General features: G+C 59.7%; 14 protein-coding genes and 1 pseudogene. 13 read left to right on the forward strand and 2 right to left on the reverse strand.

Annotated elements, in window-relative coordinates:
• A complete protein-coding gene (locus ACP7B1_RS06680; protein WP_346306651.1) occupies positions 1-1,287 on the reverse strand; it encodes an aminotransferase class I/II-fold pyridoxal phosphate-dependent enzyme in 1,287 nt (428 codons plus the stop codon).
• A gap of 81 nt (positions 1,288-1,368) precedes the next feature.
• Positions 1,369-1,707 (reverse strand): TIGR01244 family sulfur transferase, encoded by a 339-nt coding sequence (locus tag ACP7B1_RS06685; protein ID WP_223611647.1) that lies wholly within the window; start codon positions 1,705-1,707, stop codon positions 1,369-1,371.
• 347 nt (positions 1,708-2,054) lie between these two features.
• Here ACP7B1_RS06685 and urtA point away from each other — a divergent pair, with 347 nt between their 5' ends.
• From urtA to ACP7B1_RS06750, 13 genes and pseudogenes are all read left to right on the forward strand, one after another.
• Entirely contained in the window at positions 2,055-3,359 is a 1,305-nt protein-coding gene (urtA, locus tag ACP7B1_RS06690; protein ID WP_223611646.1) for an urea ABC transporter substrate-binding protein, read from the forward strand.
• A gap of 116 nt (positions 3,360-3,475) precedes the next feature.
• Positions 3,476-5,097, forward strand: a pseudogene (gene urtB / locus ACP7B1_RS06695) (urea ABC transporter permease subunit UrtB).
• A complete protein-coding gene (gene urtC / locus ACP7B1_RS06700; protein WP_346306652.1) occupies positions 5,094-6,281 on the forward strand; it encodes an urea ABC transporter permease subunit UrtC in 1,188 nt (395 codons plus the stop codon). Before urtB ends, urtC begins: the two are co-directional and overlap by 4 nt.
• 5 nt (positions 6,282-6,286) lie before the next feature.
• Positions 6,287-7,033, forward strand: coding sequence for an urea ABC transporter ATP-binding protein UrtD (gene urtD, locus ACP7B1_RS06705; protein WP_346306653.1), 747 nt, complete (start codon positions 6,287-6,289; stop codon positions 7,031-7,033).
• Positions 7,034-7,070: 37 nt separating this feature from the next.
• Entirely contained in the window at positions 7,071-7,766 is a 696-nt protein-coding gene (urtE, locus tag ACP7B1_RS06710) for an urea ABC transporter ATP-binding subunit UrtE (protein ID WP_223611642.1), read from the forward strand.
• A gap of 65 nt (positions 7,767-7,831) precedes the next feature.
• Positions 7,832-8,728, forward strand: coding sequence for a LysR family transcriptional regulator (locus tag ACP7B1_RS06715; protein WP_223611641.1), 897 nt, complete (start codon positions 7,832-7,834; stop codon positions 8,726-8,728).
• 102 nt (positions 8,729-8,830) lie between these two features.
• The gene (locus ACP7B1_RS06720; protein ID WP_346306654.1) at positions 8,831-9,304 is read left to right on the forward strand and encodes a formate dehydrogenase subunit gamma; all 474 of its coding nucleotides are present in this window, start codon (positions 8,831-8,833) and stop codon (positions 9,302-9,304) included.
• Positions 9,301-10,857: an NADH-quinone oxidoreductase subunit NuoF gene (locus ACP7B1_RS06725; RefSeq protein WP_346306655.1), complete on the forward strand. Its 1,557-nt coding sequence runs from the start codon at positions 9,301-9,303 to the stop codon at positions 10,855-10,857. Before ACP7B1_RS06720 ends, ACP7B1_RS06725 begins: the two co-directional genes overlap by 4 nt.
• A 9-nt stretch (positions 10,858-10,866) precedes the next feature.
• Entirely contained in the window at positions 10,867-13,746 is a 2,880-nt protein-coding gene (gene fdhF / locus ACP7B1_RS06730) for a formate dehydrogenase subunit alpha (protein WP_346306656.1), read from the forward strand.
• A gap of 2 nt (positions 13,747-13,748) precedes the next feature.
• Complete coding sequence (gene fdhD / locus ACP7B1_RS06735; protein WP_346306657.1) at positions 13,749-14,684, forward strand: formate dehydrogenase accessory sulfurtransferase FdhD; 936 nt, start codon at positions 13,749-13,751, stop codon at positions 14,682-14,684.
• A complete protein-coding gene (locus ACP7B1_RS06740) occupies positions 14,677-14,928 on the forward strand; it encodes a formate dehydrogenase subunit delta (RefSeq protein WP_346306658.1) in 252 nt (83 codons plus the stop codon). The genes fdhD and ACP7B1_RS06740 overlap by 8 nt, the downstream gene beginning before the upstream one ends.
• Before the next feature lie 168 nt (positions 14,929-15,096).
• Complete coding sequence (locus ACP7B1_RS06745; protein ID WP_346306659.1) at positions 15,097-16,752, forward strand: OFA family MFS transporter; 1,656 nt, start codon at positions 15,097-15,099, stop codon at positions 16,750-16,752.
• Positions 16,753-16,949: 197 nt separating this feature from the next.
• Positions 16,950-19,060 (forward strand): S8 family serine peptidase (locus tag ACP7B1_RS06750; protein WP_426136779.1); only part of this gene is annotated, 2,111 nt, incomplete at its 3' end.

The raw sequence follows: 19,060 nt of genomic DNA on the forward strand, positions 1-19,060 counted from the left end.
TCAGCCATTCCGGGCCGAATGCAGCTTTTCCAGTGCCGCCAGCAGAATGCACAGCGCGATACCCTGCGAGGCCAGTTCCACTTCCTGCAGGGAAGGGAATGTCGGCGCCAGCCGCAATGTGCGGTCGTGCGGGTCCTTGCCGTGCGGTGAGGTCGATCCTGCCGGGGTCAAGGTCACGCCTGCCTGCTTGGCCAGTTCGACCACATGCTTGGCCGTGCCTTCCATCGCATCGACGCAGATGAAATAGCCGCCCTGCGGCTTCGACCATTCGGCGACACCCGTGCCGGCGAGGCGCTTTTCCAATGCATTGCTGACCGTGTCGAATTTCGGCGCGATCAGGGCGCGATGTGCCGCCATGTGCTTGCGTATGCCGTCCTCATTCTTGAGGAACCGCACATGCCGCAGCTGGTTCAGCTTGTCCGGTCCGATTGTCCGCTTGCTGGCGCTGGCAAGATACCAGCGTACATTGGCCGGCGACGAGGCGAAGAAGGCAAGGCCGGCACCCGCCAGCGTTACCTTGGACGTCGAGGCGAAGACAAAGGCCCGGTCGGGATGTCCGGCCTTTTCGCACAGGTCGAGAATATCCGGGATCTGATGCTCGGTTTCCGTGAGATGATGCACCGCATAGGCATTGTCCCAGAACAGGCGGAAATCCGGAGCACCGGTTTTCATCGCGGCAAGACGTTCGATCACCGCGTCGGAATAGGTCTCGCCGGAGGGGTTCGAGTATTTCGGCACGCACCACATGCCCTTGACGCTCGGATCGGCAGCGAGTTTCTCGACCATGTCCATGTCAGGCCCATCGCCCTTGAGCGGTACGGGCAGCATGCGGATGCCGTATTCCTCCAGAATCGAGAAATGCCGGTCATAGCCGGGCACCGGGCAGATGAAAGCTGGCGCTTCCGTCTTCTGCCAGGGTTCGGTGCCGCCGGGAACGCCCTTGACCCAGGCCCAGAGCAGGCAGTCGTGCATGAGTGCCAGACTGGAATTGTCACCGACAACGATCCGATCCGGCGACGTGCCGAGCGTCGGCGCGAACAGCGTGCGCACTTCCGCCAGTCCTTGCAGATTGCCGTAATTGCGGGCATCTTCACCGGCTTCGCTGAAGTGATCGCCGTTGCCGGGCAGGGTCAGCATGCCGTTGGCGAGCGCCAATTGCTCGGGGCTCGGTTTGCCGCGGGTCATGTCGATTTTCAGTCCACGGGCACGGAAGGCCTCGTATTCCTTCAAAGTCTTTTGGCGCAGGGCGGCGAAATCGTCACTGTTCAGATCGGCAATACGGCTCATGGGAAGGTCAGCTCTGTTGTCTATAGGCTTGGGGAGGTCAACGGTAAGACGGCTGCGGGGTCCGCAGCCGTCCTTGCATGGTCAGCCTTTCTGCTGCTGAACGATGCCGTAAATATTGGTCGAACGGGCGCCGGAGCGGCAATAGGCCAGCACCGGGCCTTCCGCTTCTTCGAGTGCGGCGGCCATTGCATCCACATCGTCCTGGGTCAATTGGCCTGAAACCACGGGGACGTAGTAGATCGGGATGCCTGCCTTTTCGGCGACCTTGGCAATTTCGGCGAATTCCGGCTGATCCGGCGATTCACCATCGGGGCGGTTGCAGATCAGGGTCTGGTAACCTGCCGCAGCAATATCGCGTACATCGTCGGGTGAAATCTGCCCGGTCACGGCAAAGCCTTCGTCAATCTGACGGATATCCATTTTCTTTCCTTGAGAATGTGATTGGTGGCAGCACCATACATCAAACGCCGACCAATGCCACATCAAAGCCGATTGATCGGAGCCGCAAATTGCGAACATTGCTCCATAAATAGGCATATACGACTAATTGATAATAATATAGGCATTTGATTGCCGAAACGGTGCTGGCCGCACCGTTGTTTCCGCCGCTGCGGTCTTCATAATATTCAAGGCCTGTGGCGCTTGACCGTTGTAATCTCGGGCTAATCCAAAGATTTCACACGAGCATGACGCTGCAATCCGCAGTTGGCACGGTCGTTGCATAGTATTCCCTCGGTACAAACAACCATAAAGAGGGGTTTACCTGAATGTTCAGTCTAACAGCCAGATTTATTGGAACCTTGGCGGCCGCCGCCGTGGGAGCGACACTGACCCTTGCACCGGCAAAGGCAGCCGAGGACACAATCAAGGTCGGTATTCTGCATTCGTTGTCCGGTACGATGGCGATTTCCGAAACCACGCTCAAGGATACGATGCTCTTCCTCATCGACGAGCAGAACAAGAAAGGCGGGGTTCTCGGCAAGAAGCTTGAAGCCGTCGTTGTCGATCCGGCGTCGGATTGGCCGCTGTTTGCAGAAAAAGCCCGTCAGTTGATCGAACAGGACAAGGTTGCGGCGGTTTTCGGCTGCTGGACATCGTCCTCGCGCAAATCCGTGCTTCCGGTTTTCGAGGAATTGAATTCCCTGCTGTTCTACCCGGTTCAATATGAAGGCGAGGAAAGCTCGCGCAACGTTTTCTACACGGGTGCTGCGCCGAACCAGCAGGCCATTCCCGCCGTGGATTATCTCGCCAAACAGGAAGGCGTGGAGCGCTGGGTTCTCGCCGGTACAGACTATGTCTATCCGCAGACCACCAACAAGATCCTGAAGGCCTACCTCAACGCCAAAGGCGTGAAGGATGAGGACATCATGATCAACTACACGCCGTTCGGTCATTCCGACTGGCAGACGATCGTGTCCGACATCAAGAAGTTCGGCTCGGCCGGCAAGAAGACCGCCGTTGTTTCCACCATCAATGGCGATGCCAATGTGCCGTTCTACAAGGAACTCGCCAACCAGGGCATCAAGGCCGAAGACATTCCCGTTGTCGCCTTCTCGGTGGGCGAGGAAGAGCTCGCCGGTCTCGACACCAAGCCGCTGGTCGGCCATCTCGCCGCCTGGAACTACTTCGAATCCGTCGATTCCGACGCCAATGCCGACTTCATCAAGAAATGGCATGCCTATATCAAGAACGACAAGCGCGTGACCAACGATCCGATGGAAGCAACGTTCATCGGTTTCAACATGTGGGTGAAGGCCGTCGAAGCCGCCGGCACCACGAAGTCGGATGCGGTCATCGACTCGATCGTCGGCGTTTCCGTCCCGAATCTGTCGGGTGGTTACGCGGCGATGATGCCGAACCATCACATCACCAAGCCTGTCCTCATCGGCGAAGTGCAGGCCGATGGCCAGTTCGACATCGTCTACAGGACGCCGGGCCTCGTCGTCGGCGATGAATGGTCCGACTATCTGCCAGGCTCGAAGGACCTGATCTCCGATTGGCGCAAGCCCATGTCGTGCGGCAATTTCAACGTTGTCACCGGCAAGTGCGGCGGCGCAACCAAGACGAACTAAGCGCTAAAATCAGGCTCCGGCTTCGGGTCGGGGGCGACAACGCCGAAGCCAACTCCATCCCCGTCTCATGGCGGGGATGGAGCTCCTCCCAGGAATTTCAAATGTGGGATTGTTGAATGTCATTGAGCCGCATCCTGTCCATCATCGCGATACTCGGGCTTTGCCTGTTTCCTGCGGCCGCCGGTGCGCAAGCCATGGACGACGCCGAACTCAAATCGCTGGTGCAGGCGCTGGCCGGTGATAATTTCGACGAGACGAGCAAGGCCGTTTCAGAACTTGCCAAAAGCGGTACGCCGCGCGCCGCTGCCATTCTCAACGCATTGAGTGCCGGCGATCTCTATGTTTCGAAGGCTGACAAAGCGGTGTTTATCGGTACGCGCGACGGCGTGGATTATGCCGCAACCGATCCGCTGAGCGGTGCAAAACTGTCGCCCGTTCCGCGCAATACGGCTGAGAAGATCAAGGTCAACAACCGGCTGCGCCGCGATATCGCCGCTGCCATCGGCGGCCTGACACTGATGAGCACCGACGCGGCGGAGCGCCGGTCCGCTGCCGAAGCAATCCTGAAGAATCGCGATCCTGAATCCATTCCGCTGCTGGACCAGGCGCTGTCGGCGGAGAAGGATGCGGGGATCAAGGTGCTGATGCAGCGCGCCAAGGCTGCTGCTGTTCTCAATTCCAGCGCGGCAGACGATGTGAAGATCGCTGCCATCGCCGCAATCAAATCCGGGAACGGGCGCGAGGCGCTCGGTTTGTTGACGCCGCTGGCCGGTGTTCCGGGACCAGTCGGTGAAGCCGCCAGTGCCGCCATATCCGGCATCAACGCAGAACTCGAAATCTGGAACGGTATCCAGAATGTCATCTACGGCCTGTCGCTTGGCTCGGTCCTGCTGCTCGCGGCTATCGGCCTTGCGATCACGTTCGGTGTCATGGGTGTCATCAACATGGCCCATGGCGAAATGGTGATGATCGGCGCCTACACGACCTTCGTGGTGCAGCAGATCATCCGCACATCCATGCCGGGGCTGTTCGAATATTCGCTTCTGTTTGCCTTGCCTGCAGCGTTTCTCGTCTCCGGCGCCATCGGTGTCGTCATTGAGCGCGGGATCATCCGCTTTCTCTATGGCAGGCCGCTGGAGACCCTGCTGGCCACCTGGGGCATATCGCTGGTGCTGCAGCAGGCGACGCGGTCGTGGTTCGGTGCCTCGAATGTTCAGGTCAGCAGCCCGTCATGGATGTCGGGCTCCTTTGATGTCGGCATGCTGACGCTGACATGGTCGCGCCTCTGGATCATCGTGTTCGCCCTGTCGGTCTTTGCCGTGCTGCAGCTGGTGCTGAAGAAAACCATGCTCGGCCTGCGCATGCGGGCGGTCACGCAGAACCGGCGCATGGCATCCTCCATGGGCATCCGCACGCCATGGGTCGACGCGCTCACCTTCGGTCTTGGTTCCGGTATTGCCGGCATTGCCGGTGTCGCACTCAGCCAGATCGACAATGTCAGTCCCAATCTGGGCCAAGGCTATATCATCGACAGTTTCATGGTCGTGGTCTTCGGCGGTGTCGGCAATCTCTGGGGAACGCTGGTCGGCGCCATGTCGCTCGGCATTGCCAACAAGTTTCTCGAGCCCTTTGCCGGGCCGTCCTTGGCAAGATTCTCGTGCTGGTCCTCATTATCCTGTTCATTCAGAAGCGTCCGCGCGGTCTCTTCGCACTCAAGGGAAGGGCCATCGAGGCATGATCACCCAATGGTTTTTCAGACATGGCGACCGGCGCAGCCTGATTGCGATCATCATTCTGGTGGCGGTTGCCTGTCTCGTGCCCGTCCTCAATCTGCTGGTGCCGGACACCTCGCCCCTGCATATCCCGACCTATCTGGTTTCCCTGCTCGGCAAATACCTGACCTATGCGCTGCTCGCCGTGGCGCTTGATCTGGTCTGGGGTTTCTGCGGCATTCTTTCGCTTGGCCACGGCGCCTTCTTTGCCCTCGGCGGCTATGCCATGGGCATGTATCTGATGCGCCAGATCGGACCGCGCGGTGTCTATGCCGATCCGGTCCTGCCGGATTTCATGGTGTTCCTCAACTGGAAGGAACTGCCGTGGTTCTGGTACGGTTTCGACAATTTCTGGTTCGCGGCCCTGATGGTCGTGCTGGTGCCGGGCGTACTGGCCTTCGGCTTCGGCTGGCTGGCCTTCCGCTCGCGCGTCACGGGCGTGTACCTCTCCATCATCACCCAGGCCCTGACCTATGCGCTGCTGCTCGCCTTCTTCCGCAACGACATGGGCTTTGGCGGCAATAATGGCCTCACGGATTTCAAGGATATTCTCGGCTTCAATGTGCAGGCGGGAACGACCCGTTCAGCGCTGTTCGCAGCAACCGCCCTGTTTCTGGCGCTGGCCGTTCTTGTGTCCAGTTTCATTATTCGCTCGAAGCTCGGCAAAGTGCTGGTCGGTGTGCGCGACGCGGAAAGCCGCATGCGCTTCCTCGGCTATCGCGTTGACCGGTACAAGCTGTTCGTCTGGACGGTCTCTGCCATGATGGCGGGCATTGCCGGTGCGCTCTATGTGCCGCAGGTGGGCATTATCAACCCGTCCGAGTTCGAACCCGCCAATTCCATCGAAGCGGTCATCTGGGTGGCGGTCGGCGGGCGCGGCACGATCATCGGTCCGATCATCGGCGCGATCCTCGTTAACTTCGGCAAGACCTACTTTACCGCGGCGTTTCCGGAGATTTGGCTGTTTGCGCTCGGTGCGCTGTTCATCCTCGTCACGCTGTTCCTGCCCAAGGGCATTCTCGGGCTCTATGGCTCGTGGCAAGCCCGCAGAGCCAGCCATGCGGCACGCAAGGACGAGGAGGTGTTGCCGCCGGTGGTGAAACAGGGCGGCAAGCTCGCCCCGGCACTTGAACCCCAGGCTGCGGAGTAGCTCCCATGAAGGCCAAGGACACATTGCTTTATCTCGACGGCGTTTCGGTTTCCTTTGATGGATTCCGTGCCATCAACAACCTTTCGCTCGTGCTTCAGTCGGGAGAGATGCGGGCCATCATCGGTCCGAATGGCGCGGGGAAAACCACCATGATGGATATCATCACCGGCAAGACCAAGCCGGATAGCGGCGATGTCTATTTCAACGGCACGGTCGACCTGACTGGCTATGACGAAGCCGACATTGCCATGCTCGGCATCGGCCGCAAGTTCCAGAAGCCGACGGTCTTCGAAAGCCACACGGTTGAGGACAATCTGGTGCTGGCCCTGTCCGGGCCGCGCTCGGCCCTGTCAGCGCTGTTTCATCGCCAGAGCAGGGATGAAGCCGACCGTATCCACGAAATCCTCTACACGATCCGGCTGTTTGAAAAGCGCCACTGGCTGGCGGCCAGTCTTTCGCACGGCCAGAAGCAATGGCTGGAGATCGGGATGCTGCTCGCGCAGGACCCGAAATTGCTGCTGGTGGATGAGCCGGTCGCCGGGATGACCGACGCGGAAACCGCAGAGACGGCGAAACTCCTGCGCGACATCGCCCGCACCCGCTCGGTGATCGTGGTGGAGCATGACATGCATTTCGTGCGCGAGCTCGGCGTGAAGGTCACCTGCCTGCACGAGGGCTCGGTGCTGGCCGAGGGCTCGCTCGATCACGTCAGCAATGATCCGCGCGTTATCGAGGTCTATCTCGGGCGATGAGGCGGTGCATGACACATCAATGGGAAGGAACCTCCTGATGCTCACGGTTGAGAATGCTTCTCTTCACTATGGCGCAGCGCAAGCGTTGCGCGGCATATCGCTTGAGGTGAAGCCGCAATCCATCACCTGCGTCCTTGGCCGCAATGGTGTTGGCAAGACAAGCATGCTCCGGGCAATTGTCGGTCAGCACCCGCTATCGTCGGGGTCGATCAGCTTCGATGGTGCACCGCTCGGCAGGAAGCCGCCCTACGACCGGGCGCGGGCCGGCATTGCTTTCGTGCCGCAGGGGCGCGAGATCTTTCCGCTGCTCACCGTGCGTGAAAATCTGGCGACGGGCTTTGCCGCCGCCAGACGCGGCAACCGCAATGTGCCGCCGGAGGTCTTCGAGCTGTTCCCCGTGCTCAAGACCATGCTGGGCCGGCGCGGCGGCGACCTGTCTGGCGGCCAGCAGCAGCAGCTCGCCATCGGCCGTGCGCTGGTGACGCGCCCGCGGCTGCTTGTTCTGGATGAACCGACCGAAGGCATCCAGCCGTCGATCATCAAGGATATCGGCCGCGCCATCCGGTTTCTGCGCGATCAGACCGGTCTTGCCATCCTTCTCGTCGAACAATATCTCGATTTCTGCCGCGAGCTGGCAGACCATGTCTACATCATGGATCGCGGCGAGATCGTCCATTCCGGAGATGCGGCAAGCCTCGACAGGCCGGAGGTGCGCAAATTCCTGACGGTCTGAATGGACCACCGCTCTTGCTGTCGGCGGGTAATCATCGATAGAGTCTTGTCGGAGGACGGATTTCGATGATCGACAAGCTGGAATTTTTCATCGCTCTGGCGCGCAACCAGCATTTTGGCCGCGCGGCGGAGGAATGCGGCGTCACGCAGCCAACCCTGTCGGCCGCGATCCGCCAGCTGGAAGATACGCTGGGTGTCGTCCTCGTTCAGCGCGGCTCACGCTACAAGGGATTGACGCCGGAGGGCCAGCGCGTGCTCGAATGGGCGCGGCGCATTGTCGGCGATACGCGGACGATGCGCGAGGAAATCCGCGCTGCACGCTATGGTCTGTCCGGGCATGTGAAGATAGCGGCAATCCCCACGGCGCTTGCCATGGTTTCGCGCCTGACGACGCCATTTCGCGAAAAGCACCCCGATGTAACCTTTTCGGTGACCTCGCGTACCTCGCTGGAAGTCCTGACGCTGCTCAGCAATTTCGAGATCGATGCGGGAATCAGCTATCTCGACAATGAGCCGCTCGGGCGGGTGACTTCGGTTCCGCTCTATTCGGAACGCTACCAGTTGATCACCTCGACGGGCAGTACCTATTCGGATCGCGAATTTGTGACCTGGGCGGAGGTTGGTCAGTTGCCGCTCTGCCTGCTCACCCAGGACATGCAGAACCGCCGGATCATCAACAAACACCTGCACGAAGCGGGGGTGGACGTGCACCCCACGCTGGAATCCAATTCGATGATTGTGCTGTTCTCGCACATACGAACCGGCAAGTGGGCGAGCATCATGCCGCTCAACCTTGCGGAAACACTGGGTTTTTCCGAGCCGATCCGCGCTATTCCCATTGTCGAGCCCGATGCACGCCATCTTGTCGGGCTGGTGGCGGCGGACCGCGAACCGCATACACCGCTGGTGTCCGCCCTGCTGCATGAGGCCCGGGCGCTTGCCATCGAACTCAATATGGTTTGATAGAAATCTTCTATCGACCAACGGGACTGGTATATTGATTAGTTGCGTCGTTTTTGATCTGTTCTAGGCTACGAGGAGCATTTAGGGAGGGCGCTGCACGAAATGCAGACCGCAAGTACCGATATCGCTGGGAGAGCGATAGACATTATCAATCAGTTGAAGGGCCAAGAAGGTCCGCTCCTTCCGATTCTGCACGAGTTGCAGGGCGAGTTCGGCTATGTGCCGCAGGAGACTTTGCCGCTGATTGCCCAGGCGCTGAACATATCGCGCGCCGAGGTGCATGGTGTTGTCACATTCTATCACGATTACCGCGATCATCCGGCGGGCCGGCATGTGCTGAAACTGTGCCGTGCTGAGGCCTGCCAGTCGATGGGCGGCGATGCCATGGCCCGAAAAGCCCGCGAACTGCTCGGCATCGACTGGCATGGAACAACCTCCGACGGTGCGGTGACGCTCGAACCGGTCTATTGCCTTGGCCTTTGCGCCTGTGCGCCCGCCGCGATGCTGGACGGCGAGGTCATTGGCCGCCTGGATGACGAAAAACTCGAAGAAATAGCGACGGGAGTGCGGCTATGACGGTCACATTCTTTGTCCCGCGCGATTCCGGCGCGCTTGCCCTCGGCGCCGAAAAGGTTGCCCGGACACTGCAGGATGAGATTGTTGCCCGCAATCTCGATGCGCGCATCGTTCGCAACGGGTCGCGCGGCCTGTATTGGCTCGAACCGATGGTCGAGGTGGAAACACCGTCCGGCCGCGTAGCTTACGGCCCGGTCAAACCTTCCGACCTGGCTTCGCTTCTCGATACGGGCATGGCCGAAGGCCGGACCCATCCGCTCTGGCTTGGCCTGACCGAACACTTGCCGTTCCTGGCAAAACAGACCCGCCTGACCTTTGCCCGTTGCGGCATAACCGATCCTGTCTCGCTCGATGATTACCGCGCCCATGACGGCTTGAAGGGACTGGAGAGGGCGCTTGCCCTTTCGCCGCTCGAAATCGTCACCCAGGTGACGGAATCCGGTCTGCGCGGGCGCGGCGGTGCCGGTTTCCCAACCGGCATCAAATGGAAGACCGTCCTCGATACGGCGGGCGAACGCAAATACATCGTGTGCAATGCCGATGAGGGCGACAGTGGCACCTTTGCCGATCGCATGATCATGGAAGGCGATCCCTTCGTTCTGATCGAAGGCATGACCATTGCCGGTATCGCCGTCGGCGCCACCAAGGGTTACATCTATACCCGCTCCGAATATCCGCATGCGATTGCCGTGATGAATGAGGCGCTTGATGTCGCCCGCAAGGCCGGCGTGCTCGGCGCTTCGGTGCTGGGGTCTGCCCATGCTTTCGACATTGAAGTGCGTGTTGGCGCCGGTGCCTATGTCTGCGGCGAGGAAACGGCGCTGCTGGAAAGCCTCGAAGGCCGCCGCGGCATCGTGCGCGCCAAGCCGCCTCTGCCCGCACATAAAGGGCTTTTCGGCAAGCCGACGGTCATCAACAACGTGATATCGCTTGCCTCCGTGCCGGTCATTCTCGACAAGGGCGCGGCATTCTACAAGGATTTCGGCATGGGCCGCTCGCGCGGCACCATTCCGCTGCAGATCGCCGGCAATGTTCGGTATGGCGGGCTTTTCGAAACGGCCTTCGGCCTGACCCTCGGCGAAATCGTCGATGATATCGGCGGCGGTACTGCAACAGGCCGTCCGGTCAAGGCGGTGCAGATCGGCGGTCCGCTCGGCGCCTATTTCCCGCGTGAACTCTTCGACACGCCCTTCGACTACGAGGCTTTCGCCGCCAGGGACGGGCTGATTGGCCATGCCGGGCTCGTCGTCTTCGATGACAGCGTCGACATGCTGAAACAGGCCCGTTTCGCCATGGAATTCTGCGCTGTCGAGTCCTGCGGCAAGTGCACGCCCTGCCGCATCGGCTCGACCCGCGGTGTCGAGGTCGTCGATCGCATCGCTGCCAATATCGAGCCGGAAAAGCAGATCGCGGTTCTCACCGACCTTTGCAACACAATGAAGTTCGGTTCGCTCTGCGCGCTGGGCGGTTTCACGCCCTATCCGGTGATGAGCGCGCTGACGCATTTTCCTGAAGATTTTCGTCCTGCGCCCGTCGCGCAAGCGGCGGAATAGGAGCCCAAAATGTCCCTGATCCACGAAATCGATTTCGGCACACCAGCCTCCAAATCTGAAAAGATGATCACCCTGACCATCGACGGCAACGAGATCACGGTACCCGAAGGCACCTCGATCATGCGCGCCTCGATGGAAGCGGGCATCAAGGTCCCCAAACTCTGTGCGACCGACATGGTCGATGCCTTCGGTTCCTGCCGTCTTTGCCTGATCGAGATCGAGGGGCGCAACGGCACGCCTGCCTCCTGCACAACCCCGGCGATGGAAGGTCTTGTCGTTCACACCCAGACCCAGCGCCTGAAGGACATCCGCAAGGGTGTGATGGAACTTTATATTTCCGATCATCCGCTGGACTGCCTGACCTGCGCGGCCAATGGCGATTGCGAACTGCAGGACATGGCCGGTGCGGTCGGCTTGCGCGATGTACGTTATGGCTATCACGGCGACAACCACGTCTTTGCCAAGGCGGACAATGTCGCCAATGATCGCTGGCTGCCCAAGGACGAATCCAATCCCTACTTCACCTACGACCCGTCGAAATGCATTGTCTGCTCGCGCTGCGTGCGGGCCTGCGAGGAAGTGCAGGGCACGTTTGCGCTGACCATCGAAGGGCGGGGTTTTTCCAGCCGCGTTTCGCCCGGCATGCACGAACATTTCATCGACAGCGAGTGCGTTTCCTGCGGTGCCTGCGTGCAGGCTTGCCCGACCGCAACACTGACGGAAAAGTCGGTTATCCAGATCGGCCAGCCGGAACATTCCAAGGTAACCACCTGCGCCTATTGCGGCGTCGGTTGTTCGTTCAAGGCAGAAATGCGCGGCGAGGAACTGGTGCGCATGGTTCCCTACAAGGATGGCAAGGCCAATCGCGGCCATTCCTGCGTCAAGGGCCGGTTTGCCTATGGCTACTCGACCCACAAGGATCGCATCCTCAACCCGATGATCCGCGAGAAGATTTCCGATCCGTGGCGCGAAGTCTCCTGGGATGAAGCCTTCAAGTACGTTGCCAATGAATTCCGCCGCATCCAGTACCAGTATGGCCGCAACTCCGTCGGCGGCATCACCTCGTCGCGTTGCACCAACGAGGAAACCTACCTCGTGCAGAAGCTGGTTCGTGCCGGTTTCGGCAACAACAATGTCGATACCTGCGCCCGCGTCTGCCATTCGCCGACCGGTTACGGCCTGAACAAGACATTCGGCACATCCGCCGGCACGCAGGATTTCGACAGCGTCGAACACACGGACGTGGTTATCGTCATCGGTGCCAACCCGACCGATGGTCATCCGGTCTTTGCCTCGCGCCTGAAGAAGCGTCTGCGCAAGGGCGCCAAGCTCATCGTCATCGACCCGCGCCGCATCGACCTGGTGCGCTCGCCCCATGTGGCGGCGTCGTACCACCTGCCGCTGCGCCCCGGCACCAATGTGGCCGTGGTCACCTCGCTGTCCCACGTTATTGTCACGGAAGGCCTGTTCGACGAAAAATTCATCCGCGAGCGCTGCGACTGGGATGAGTTCCAGGATTGGGCTGCCTTTGTATCCGCACCCGAACACAGCCCCGAAGCGATCGAACAACTGACCGGTGTGCCGCCGCAGACGCTGCGTGAAGCCGCCCGGCTGTTCGCGACCGGCGGCAATGGCGCCATCTATTATGGCCTCGGCGTGACCGAGCACAGCCAGGGGTCGACAACGGTCATGGCCATAGCCAACCTCGCCATGGCCACAGGCAATATCGGCCGCAAGGGCGTTGGTGTGAACCCGCTGCGCGGCCAGAACAATGTGCAGGGTTCCTGCGACATGGGTTCGTTCCCGCACGAGCTTCCCGGCTACCGCCATGTTTCCGGCGAAGCCACCCGCGATATTTTCGACAAGCTGTGGGGCGTCAAATTGCAGGACGAGCCGGGCCTGCGTATCCCCAACATGCTGGATGCGGCCGTCGATGGCACGTTCAAGGGCATCTACATCCAGGGTGAGGACATTCTCCAGTCTGACCCCGATACAAAGCACGTGGCCGCCGGTCTTGCCGCCATGGAATGCGTCGTGGTCCATGATCTCTTCCTCAACGAGACCGCCAACTACGCCCATGTGTTCCTGCCGGGCTCGACCTTCCTCGAAAAGGACGGCACCTTCACCAATGCCGAGCGCCGCATCAACCGGGTGCGCAAGGTCATGAGCCCCAAGAACGGTTTTGCCGACTGGGAAGTTACCCAGAAACTGGCGCAGACCATGGGCCTCAACTGGAATTATACGCACCCGTCGCAGATCATGGATGAAGTTGCCCTGACGACGCCAAGCTTTGCCGGTGTGTCCTATGACCTTCTGGAAAGGGAGGGCTCCGTTCAGTGGCCGTGCAATGAAAAGGCGCCGCTGGGAACCCCGATCATGCACATCGAGAGTTTTGCCCGTGGCAAGGGCAAGTTCGTCCGCACGGAGTACGTGGCGACCGACGAAAAGACCGGGCCGCGCTTCCCGCTTCTCCTCACCACCGGGCGTATTCTCTCACAGTATAATGTCGGTGCGCAGACCCGCCGCACGGACAACGTGGTCTGGCACGAGGAGGATCGGCTGGAGATTCATTCGCACGACGCCGAACAGCGCGGTATCCGCGATGGCGACTGGGTGAAGATATCAAGCCGCTCCGGTGAGACCACGCTGCGCGCGCTGATTACCGACAGGGTTTCGCCGGGTGTGGTCTATACGACCTTCCACCACCCGACGACGCAGGCCAATGTCATCACCACGGATTTCACCGACTGGGCAACCAATTGCCCGGAATACAAGGTGACGGCGGTGCAGGTCGGGGCATCCAACGGGCCGAGTGACTGGCAGGTCAAATATGACGAGCAGGCCCGCCAGAGCCGGCGCATCGCCCAGACACTCGACGCGGCGGAATAGATATGGCCGGGCGCCCCACACGGTTGCAGGTTCCGCGCATCACCCGCCGCCGCAAGGGCGAGGGCGATGTCTACGCGACCGGCAGCCGCATGGTGCCCGAGGAAACGCCCGTCGCATTCAGCTACAACGGCACCACCCATGCGGTGATGATGGCAAGCCCGACCGACATGGAGGATTTCGCCGTCGGCTTCAGCCTGTCGGAGGGCATTATTGCCCGGCTCGACGAAATCAGCGAAATCGCCATTGAAGATCATGGCGAGGGCATCGATATCCAGCTGCGCCTCGCCGATGCGCCCGGACAGGAACTCACCGACCGCCGCCGCCGCATGGCGGGACCCGTTGGCTGCGGGCTGTGCGGTATCGAGTCCATCGAACAGGCGTTGAAGCCGGTGGCCTCAGTCGATGCAACGCGCCTGCAACTGACGCCGGGCGATCTGGCGCAGGCGGTGCGGCTGCTGTCGCCCCTGCAGCCGCTGCACAATGAAACCGGTGCGGTGCATGCGGCCGGATTCTATGTTCCCTGCCAGGGTATCGTGGCCGCGCGCGAGGATGTCGGCCGCCACAATGCCCTCGACAAGCTTGCCGGTGCCCTGTGCCGAACCGGCATCGACGGTGCATCGGGCGCTGTTGTCATCACCAGCCGCGTCTCCATCGAAATGGTGCAGAAGGCGGCAATCATCGGCGCTTCCGTCCTGATTGCCGTATCCGCGCCAACGGCCTTGGCTGTGCGCACCGCGCAGGCGGCGGGCATGACGCTTGTTGCGCTGGTACGCGGCGATGAATTCGATGTCTTCACGCGTGCCGAACGTATTCCGATCGCTGTAAATGCAGTGGCGAGTGCAACCGATGACACCGCTGCGTCCGGAAAATCCAATCTGGATCAGGCCTCGCCCACCCTTGTGCAAAGTCCAACTGTTCGATTGGTGCAATATGGATAATGAGAATCATCGGCAGTCAACCGCCGACAAGCTGGTCTATATGGCCAACCAGATCGCCACCTTCTTTCACACCCAGCCCAAGGATGAGGCGGTAGAGGGTGTGGCCGGCCACATCAACAATTTCTGGGAGCCGCGCATGCGTACCCAGCTCTTTGCCATCCTGGAAAAGGATGACAATGGCCTTGACCCGCTTGTGGTCGAGGCAGCGTCCCATATCCGCAAGCCGGCTCCCGCCTCGGCTTGAACGTTGCAAGGGCGGCATTTTTGGCCGCCCGACCTGCGTTGCCTCTTGATTGCAAGAGCGCCGGAGAACACCCGAACAAGAAGACGATCAGGCCGAACCGGAACCGGCCGATAAACTGAAATACTAAAACATGAATCACCGCCATAAGGGCTTGGAGGAGGAATTCACATGTCAGCAACCGACAGGGCAGAGCCGCGGATTTATGAAAACCCGGGTATTCTCGACCGGGAACGCATCGTTGCCAAAGCGGGTTTCAACCGCTGGCTGGTGCCGCCCGCAGCGCTTGCCATTCACCTTTGTATCGGCATGGCCTACGGGTTCAGCGTGTTCTGGCTGCCGCTGTCGCGCGCCATCGGTGTCGAGCAATCGGTCGCCTGTGCGGATCTCAACCTTCTGACAGCGCTTTTCACCACGAGCTGCGACTGGCGCGTCAGCGATCTCGGCTGGATTTACACGCTGTTTTTCGTGCTTCTTGGCTGTTCCGCCGCCATCTGGGGCGGCTGGCTTGAACGCGTCGGGCCGCGCAAGGCCGGCGTGGTCTCGGCCGTGTGCTGGTGCGGGGGCATGGTGCTGGCGGCCATTGGCGTCATCACGCACCAGCTCTGGCTGATGTGGGTCGGTGCCGGCGTGATTGGCGGTATCGGCCTCGGGCTCGGTTACATTTCTCCGGTGTCCACGCTGATCAAATGGTTTCCCGACCGGCGCGGCATGGCGACCGGCATGGCCATCATGGGCTTTGGTGGCGGTGCCATGATCGGGGCGCCACTGGCCAACCTTCTGATGAATCATTTCAAGGCACCGGATACTGTCGGCGTCTGGCAGACCTTTCTGGTCATGGCCGCCGGCTATTTCGTGTTCATGATGTGCGGCGCCTTCGGCTACCGCATTCCGCCGGCCGGCTGGCGTCCGGAAGGCTGGACACCGCCGACGGATGCCAAGGCGATGATCACCACACGGCACGTGCATCTGCGCGATGCTCACAAGACAAAACAGTTCTGGCTGATCTGGGCCGTGCTCTGCCTCAACGTGTCCGCCGGTATCGGCGTCATCGGCATGGCTTCGCCGATGCTGCAGGAAATCTTTGCGGGCAAGCTCATCGGCCTGCCCGACGTCAGCTTCACGCAGCTGGATACGGGCCAGAAAACCGCCATCGCCTCCATTGCCGCAGGCTTTGCCGGTCTGATTTCCCTGTTCAACATCGGCGGGCGGTTCTTCTGGGCCTCGCTCTCCGACCGGATCGGCCGCAAGGCCACCTATTTCACCTTCTTTGCGCTTGGCATCGTGCTCTATGCGCTGGCGCCGACCGCCGCCCACATGGGCAGCCAGGCGCTGTTCGTCGCGATTTTCTGCGTGATACTGTCCATGTATGGCGGCGGCTTTGCCACGGTCCCGGCCTATCTCGCCGATATTTTCGGGACGCAGTTCGTCGGCGCCATCCATGGCCGGCTGCTGACGGCCTGGGCAACGGCGGGCATCGTCGGGCCCGTCGTGGTCAATTACATCCGTGAGTTCCAGATCAATGCGGGCGTGCCGCGCGATCAGGTCTATGACCGCACCATGTATATTCTCGCCGGTATGCTGGCGCTGGGCTTTATCGCCAACTTTTTTATCCGCCCGCTTGCATCGAAATGGTTCATGTCCGACGCCGAGGTTGCCGCCTTGCAGGCCAAGACCAAGACAGTGGATGCCGGCGCCACCGGCTCGTTCGGCATCGGCCATGGCGGGCTCGATGCCAAGGCGGCGCTCGCCTGGGCCGCGGTGGGTATTCCCATTCTCTGGGGTGTCTGGGTCACCGTGCAGCAGGCGGTCGTGCTGTTCCGATAACCGCGTTCAGATAGGTTAAGGCAGGCTCCGTTCGCGGGCCTGTTTTTTGCTGTTGCTGGGCGTCGCCATTCTCACAGTAGATTTGCCTGCAACTTAAGTAGCTCTTGACTGCAACATGCGATCACCACCCTATAAGTATTATACTGCATATTCCGTTGTTTTTTGTCGAATGAGAATTATATCGGGAACCATATTTCATGTCTTTTCACGCCACAGGTGCGGGTTTTTCCGCGCGTTCTGATCGTTTGTCCAAATTCCGCAGTGATCTCTTAAGCAGTGTCTGTGCCGCGTTGATCATCGCCGCTTGCGGCCCCAACGCCCATGCGCAGCAGCTACAGGGCAAGTATTTCAATGCGGATGGCAGCAGGACGGATGATCTGGAGAAGGCGGCCGCGACGTGGCGAACTCCTGAATTCATATCCGATTGGGGCCTATCTGCGATGCATGCTGAATATGCTTATGCGTTTGGTGCGACGGGCAAAGGAAGCGATGTTGGAGTTATGGACTCTGGTATCGACACTGATCATCCAGAGTACAAAAATAACCCTCGTATTCACCTAGTTAATACTGTTGGAGAATATTTCGCAGACAGCACAGAATGGGAAGATGAAAACGGGGGTCCCTTCAAAAAGGGAGAAGCGTTCAAAGTTTCGGGGGCTTACAATTCAAAGTACAATGACTCGCATGGAACCCACGTCAGCGGGACAATTGGTGCATCCAGAGACAACAAAGGAATGCATGGCGTAGCTTTTGATGTCAATCTTTATGAAGCAAACACACATGGAACGGATGAAAACAGGCTGCAAGGCTCCGATACACTTGACTATAATTACTTCATGGCCGCTTACAAAGCCTTAGCTGCAAACAAGGGTGTTACATTTGTTAACAATAGCTGGGGATCAGATTCGCACGACGACGTAAAATATTTTGAGAATCAAACCGGTACTATTCCGAATTTCACTAAGGCTTATAGCAATTTTCGAAAACTGCGTGAGAGCGGCAGCAAGACTTGGCTCGATGCAGTGGGGGATGCTGCCGTCAGGTATGGTATTATTCAGGTCGTCTCTGCATCCAATGATGGGCCTATGCGGAATCCCGACCTTTTTGCAGGTTTACCCTTTTTCCGTCCTGAACTTGAAGATCAATGGCTTGCAGTAGCATGGGCAAAAAAGGGGCCGTCTCCTGATTTTAATGGCGGTGGCATACATACTCGCTCAAATCGTTGCGGTGTTGCCCGCTATTGGTGCGTCGATGCTCCAGGCAGCGGCATTTACAGCACGATACCAAACGGCACGTATCTCGCCGAGAGCGGTACGTCGATGTCGGCGCCGCACGCTACCGGCGCCCTTGCAGTTATTCAAAGCCGTTTCCCTTATATGACACCGCAACAAGTTCTCCAAGTTCTGCTGACTACGTCGGTCAACAAGGATGGCATGATTAGGCGTATCCCCGTTGACGAAGATGGCTGGGGCGATATCAATCTGAAACATGCAATGAATGGTCCTGGTCAATTTATAACAGGTAAATTCGACATCAACACGCCAAGCAATATCAAGGATACGTGGTCCAATCCGATCAACGACGACGCTTTGTTGCAGCGCCCGGTATCCGAAAGAGCAGATCTGCAAAAGTTAGCAGACGAACTGGCGACTAAGGGTTGGGACAAGGGCCCTCCGACGAACGTGAGTGTTGAGGATAAGAATTATTACAATAATCTTGTAACGACTATCGCTACTCGCAAAGAAGCCATTGCGATGCATGTCAAGATTACACAAGGCAGCCTGACGAAATCCGGCCCCGGCTCGCTGTGGCTTACCGGCAAGAACACCTATCGCGGCGATACTGTGATCAATGGCGGCGAGCTTGGCATCGGGCTTGGCGGTTCGATCATTTCGGCATCGATCATCAATGATACGGGGCTTCTGACCGTCGATGGCACGGCGGCGGCGGTAACGGCGAATGCGGGCGGACAGGTGAAGGTCAATGCCACGGGTGTGACCGGCGACCTCGCCTTGAACGGCGGCTTTGCTTCCGTCGATGGCCGCAGCGGTGCGGCGGCGGTCAATGCCAACGGCGTGCTGGGCGGCATCGGCACAGTCCAGCGTCTGGCCGTGCATGGCGGCGGCCTGGTTTCGCCCGGCAATTCGATCGGCACGCTGCATGTGGCAACCGATGCCAGCTTCGACAAGGATGCCGGCCTGGTCGTTCAGGTGGCTGCCGACGGGCGCAGCGACCGGCTGGAGGTGGCGGGCAAGGCGACGCTGCTCGGCGGCGTGGTCACGGTGACGACAGAAGATGGCAAGGCATC

Origin of the sequence: Phyllobacterium sp. SL163 (assembly GCF_049896885.1) — a bacterium.
Classification (GTDB): Bacteria; Pseudomonadota; Alphaproteobacteria; order Rhizobiales; family Rhizobiaceae; genus Phyllobacterium; species Phyllobacterium calauticae.

Bases quoted from the DNA above. Each gene is read 5' to 3' on its own strand.
- ACP7B1_RS06745 (WP_346306659.1), top strand. From the start codon at position 15,097: ATGTCAGCAACCGACAGGGCAGAGCCGCGGATTTATGAAAACCCGGGT.
- ACP7B1_RS06720 (WP_346306654.1), top strand. From the start codon at position 8,831: ATGCAGACCGCAAGTACCGATATCGCTGGGAGAGCGATAGACATTATC.
- urtA (WP_223611646.1), top strand. From the start codon at position 2,055: ATGTTCAGTCTAACAGCCAGATTTATTGGAACCTTGGCGGCCGCCGCC.
- fdhF (WP_346306656.1), top strand. From the start codon at position 10,867: ATGTCCCTGATCCACGAAATCGATTTCGGCACACCAGCCTCCAAATCT.
- ACP7B1_RS06715 (WP_223611641.1), top strand. From the start codon at position 7,832: ATGATCGACAAGCTGGAATTTTTCATCGCTCTGGCGCGCAACCAGCAT.
- ACP7B1_RS06725 (WP_346306655.1), top strand. From the start codon at position 9,301: ATGACGGTCACATTCTTTGTCCCGCGCGATTCCGGCGCGCTTGCCCTC.
- urtE (WP_223611642.1), top strand. From the start codon at position 7,071: ATGCTCACGGTTGAGAATGCTTCTCTTCACTATGGCGCAGCGCAAGCG.
- ACP7B1_RS06680 (WP_346306651.1), bottom strand. From the start codon at position 1,287: ATGAGCCGTATTGCCGATCTGAACAGTGACGATTTCGCCGCCCTGCGC.
- urtD (WP_346306653.1), top strand. From the start codon at position 6,287: ATGAAGGCCAAGGACACATTGCTTTATCTCGACGGCGTTTCGGTTTCC.
- urtC (WP_346306652.1), top strand. From the start codon at position 5,094: ATGATCACCCAATGGTTTTTCAGACATGGCGACCGGCGCAGCCTGATT.
- ACP7B1_RS06685 (WP_223611647.1), bottom strand. From the start codon at position 1,707: ATGGATATCCGTCAGATTGACGAAGGCTTTGCCGTGACCGGGCAGATT.
- fdhD (WP_346306657.1), top strand. From the start codon at position 13,749: ATGGCCGGGCGCCCCACACGGTTGCAGGTTCCGCGCATCACCCGCCGC.
- ACP7B1_RS06740 (WP_346306658.1), top strand. From the start codon at position 14,677: ATGGATAATGAGAATCATCGGCAGTCAACCGCCGACAAGCTGGTCTAT.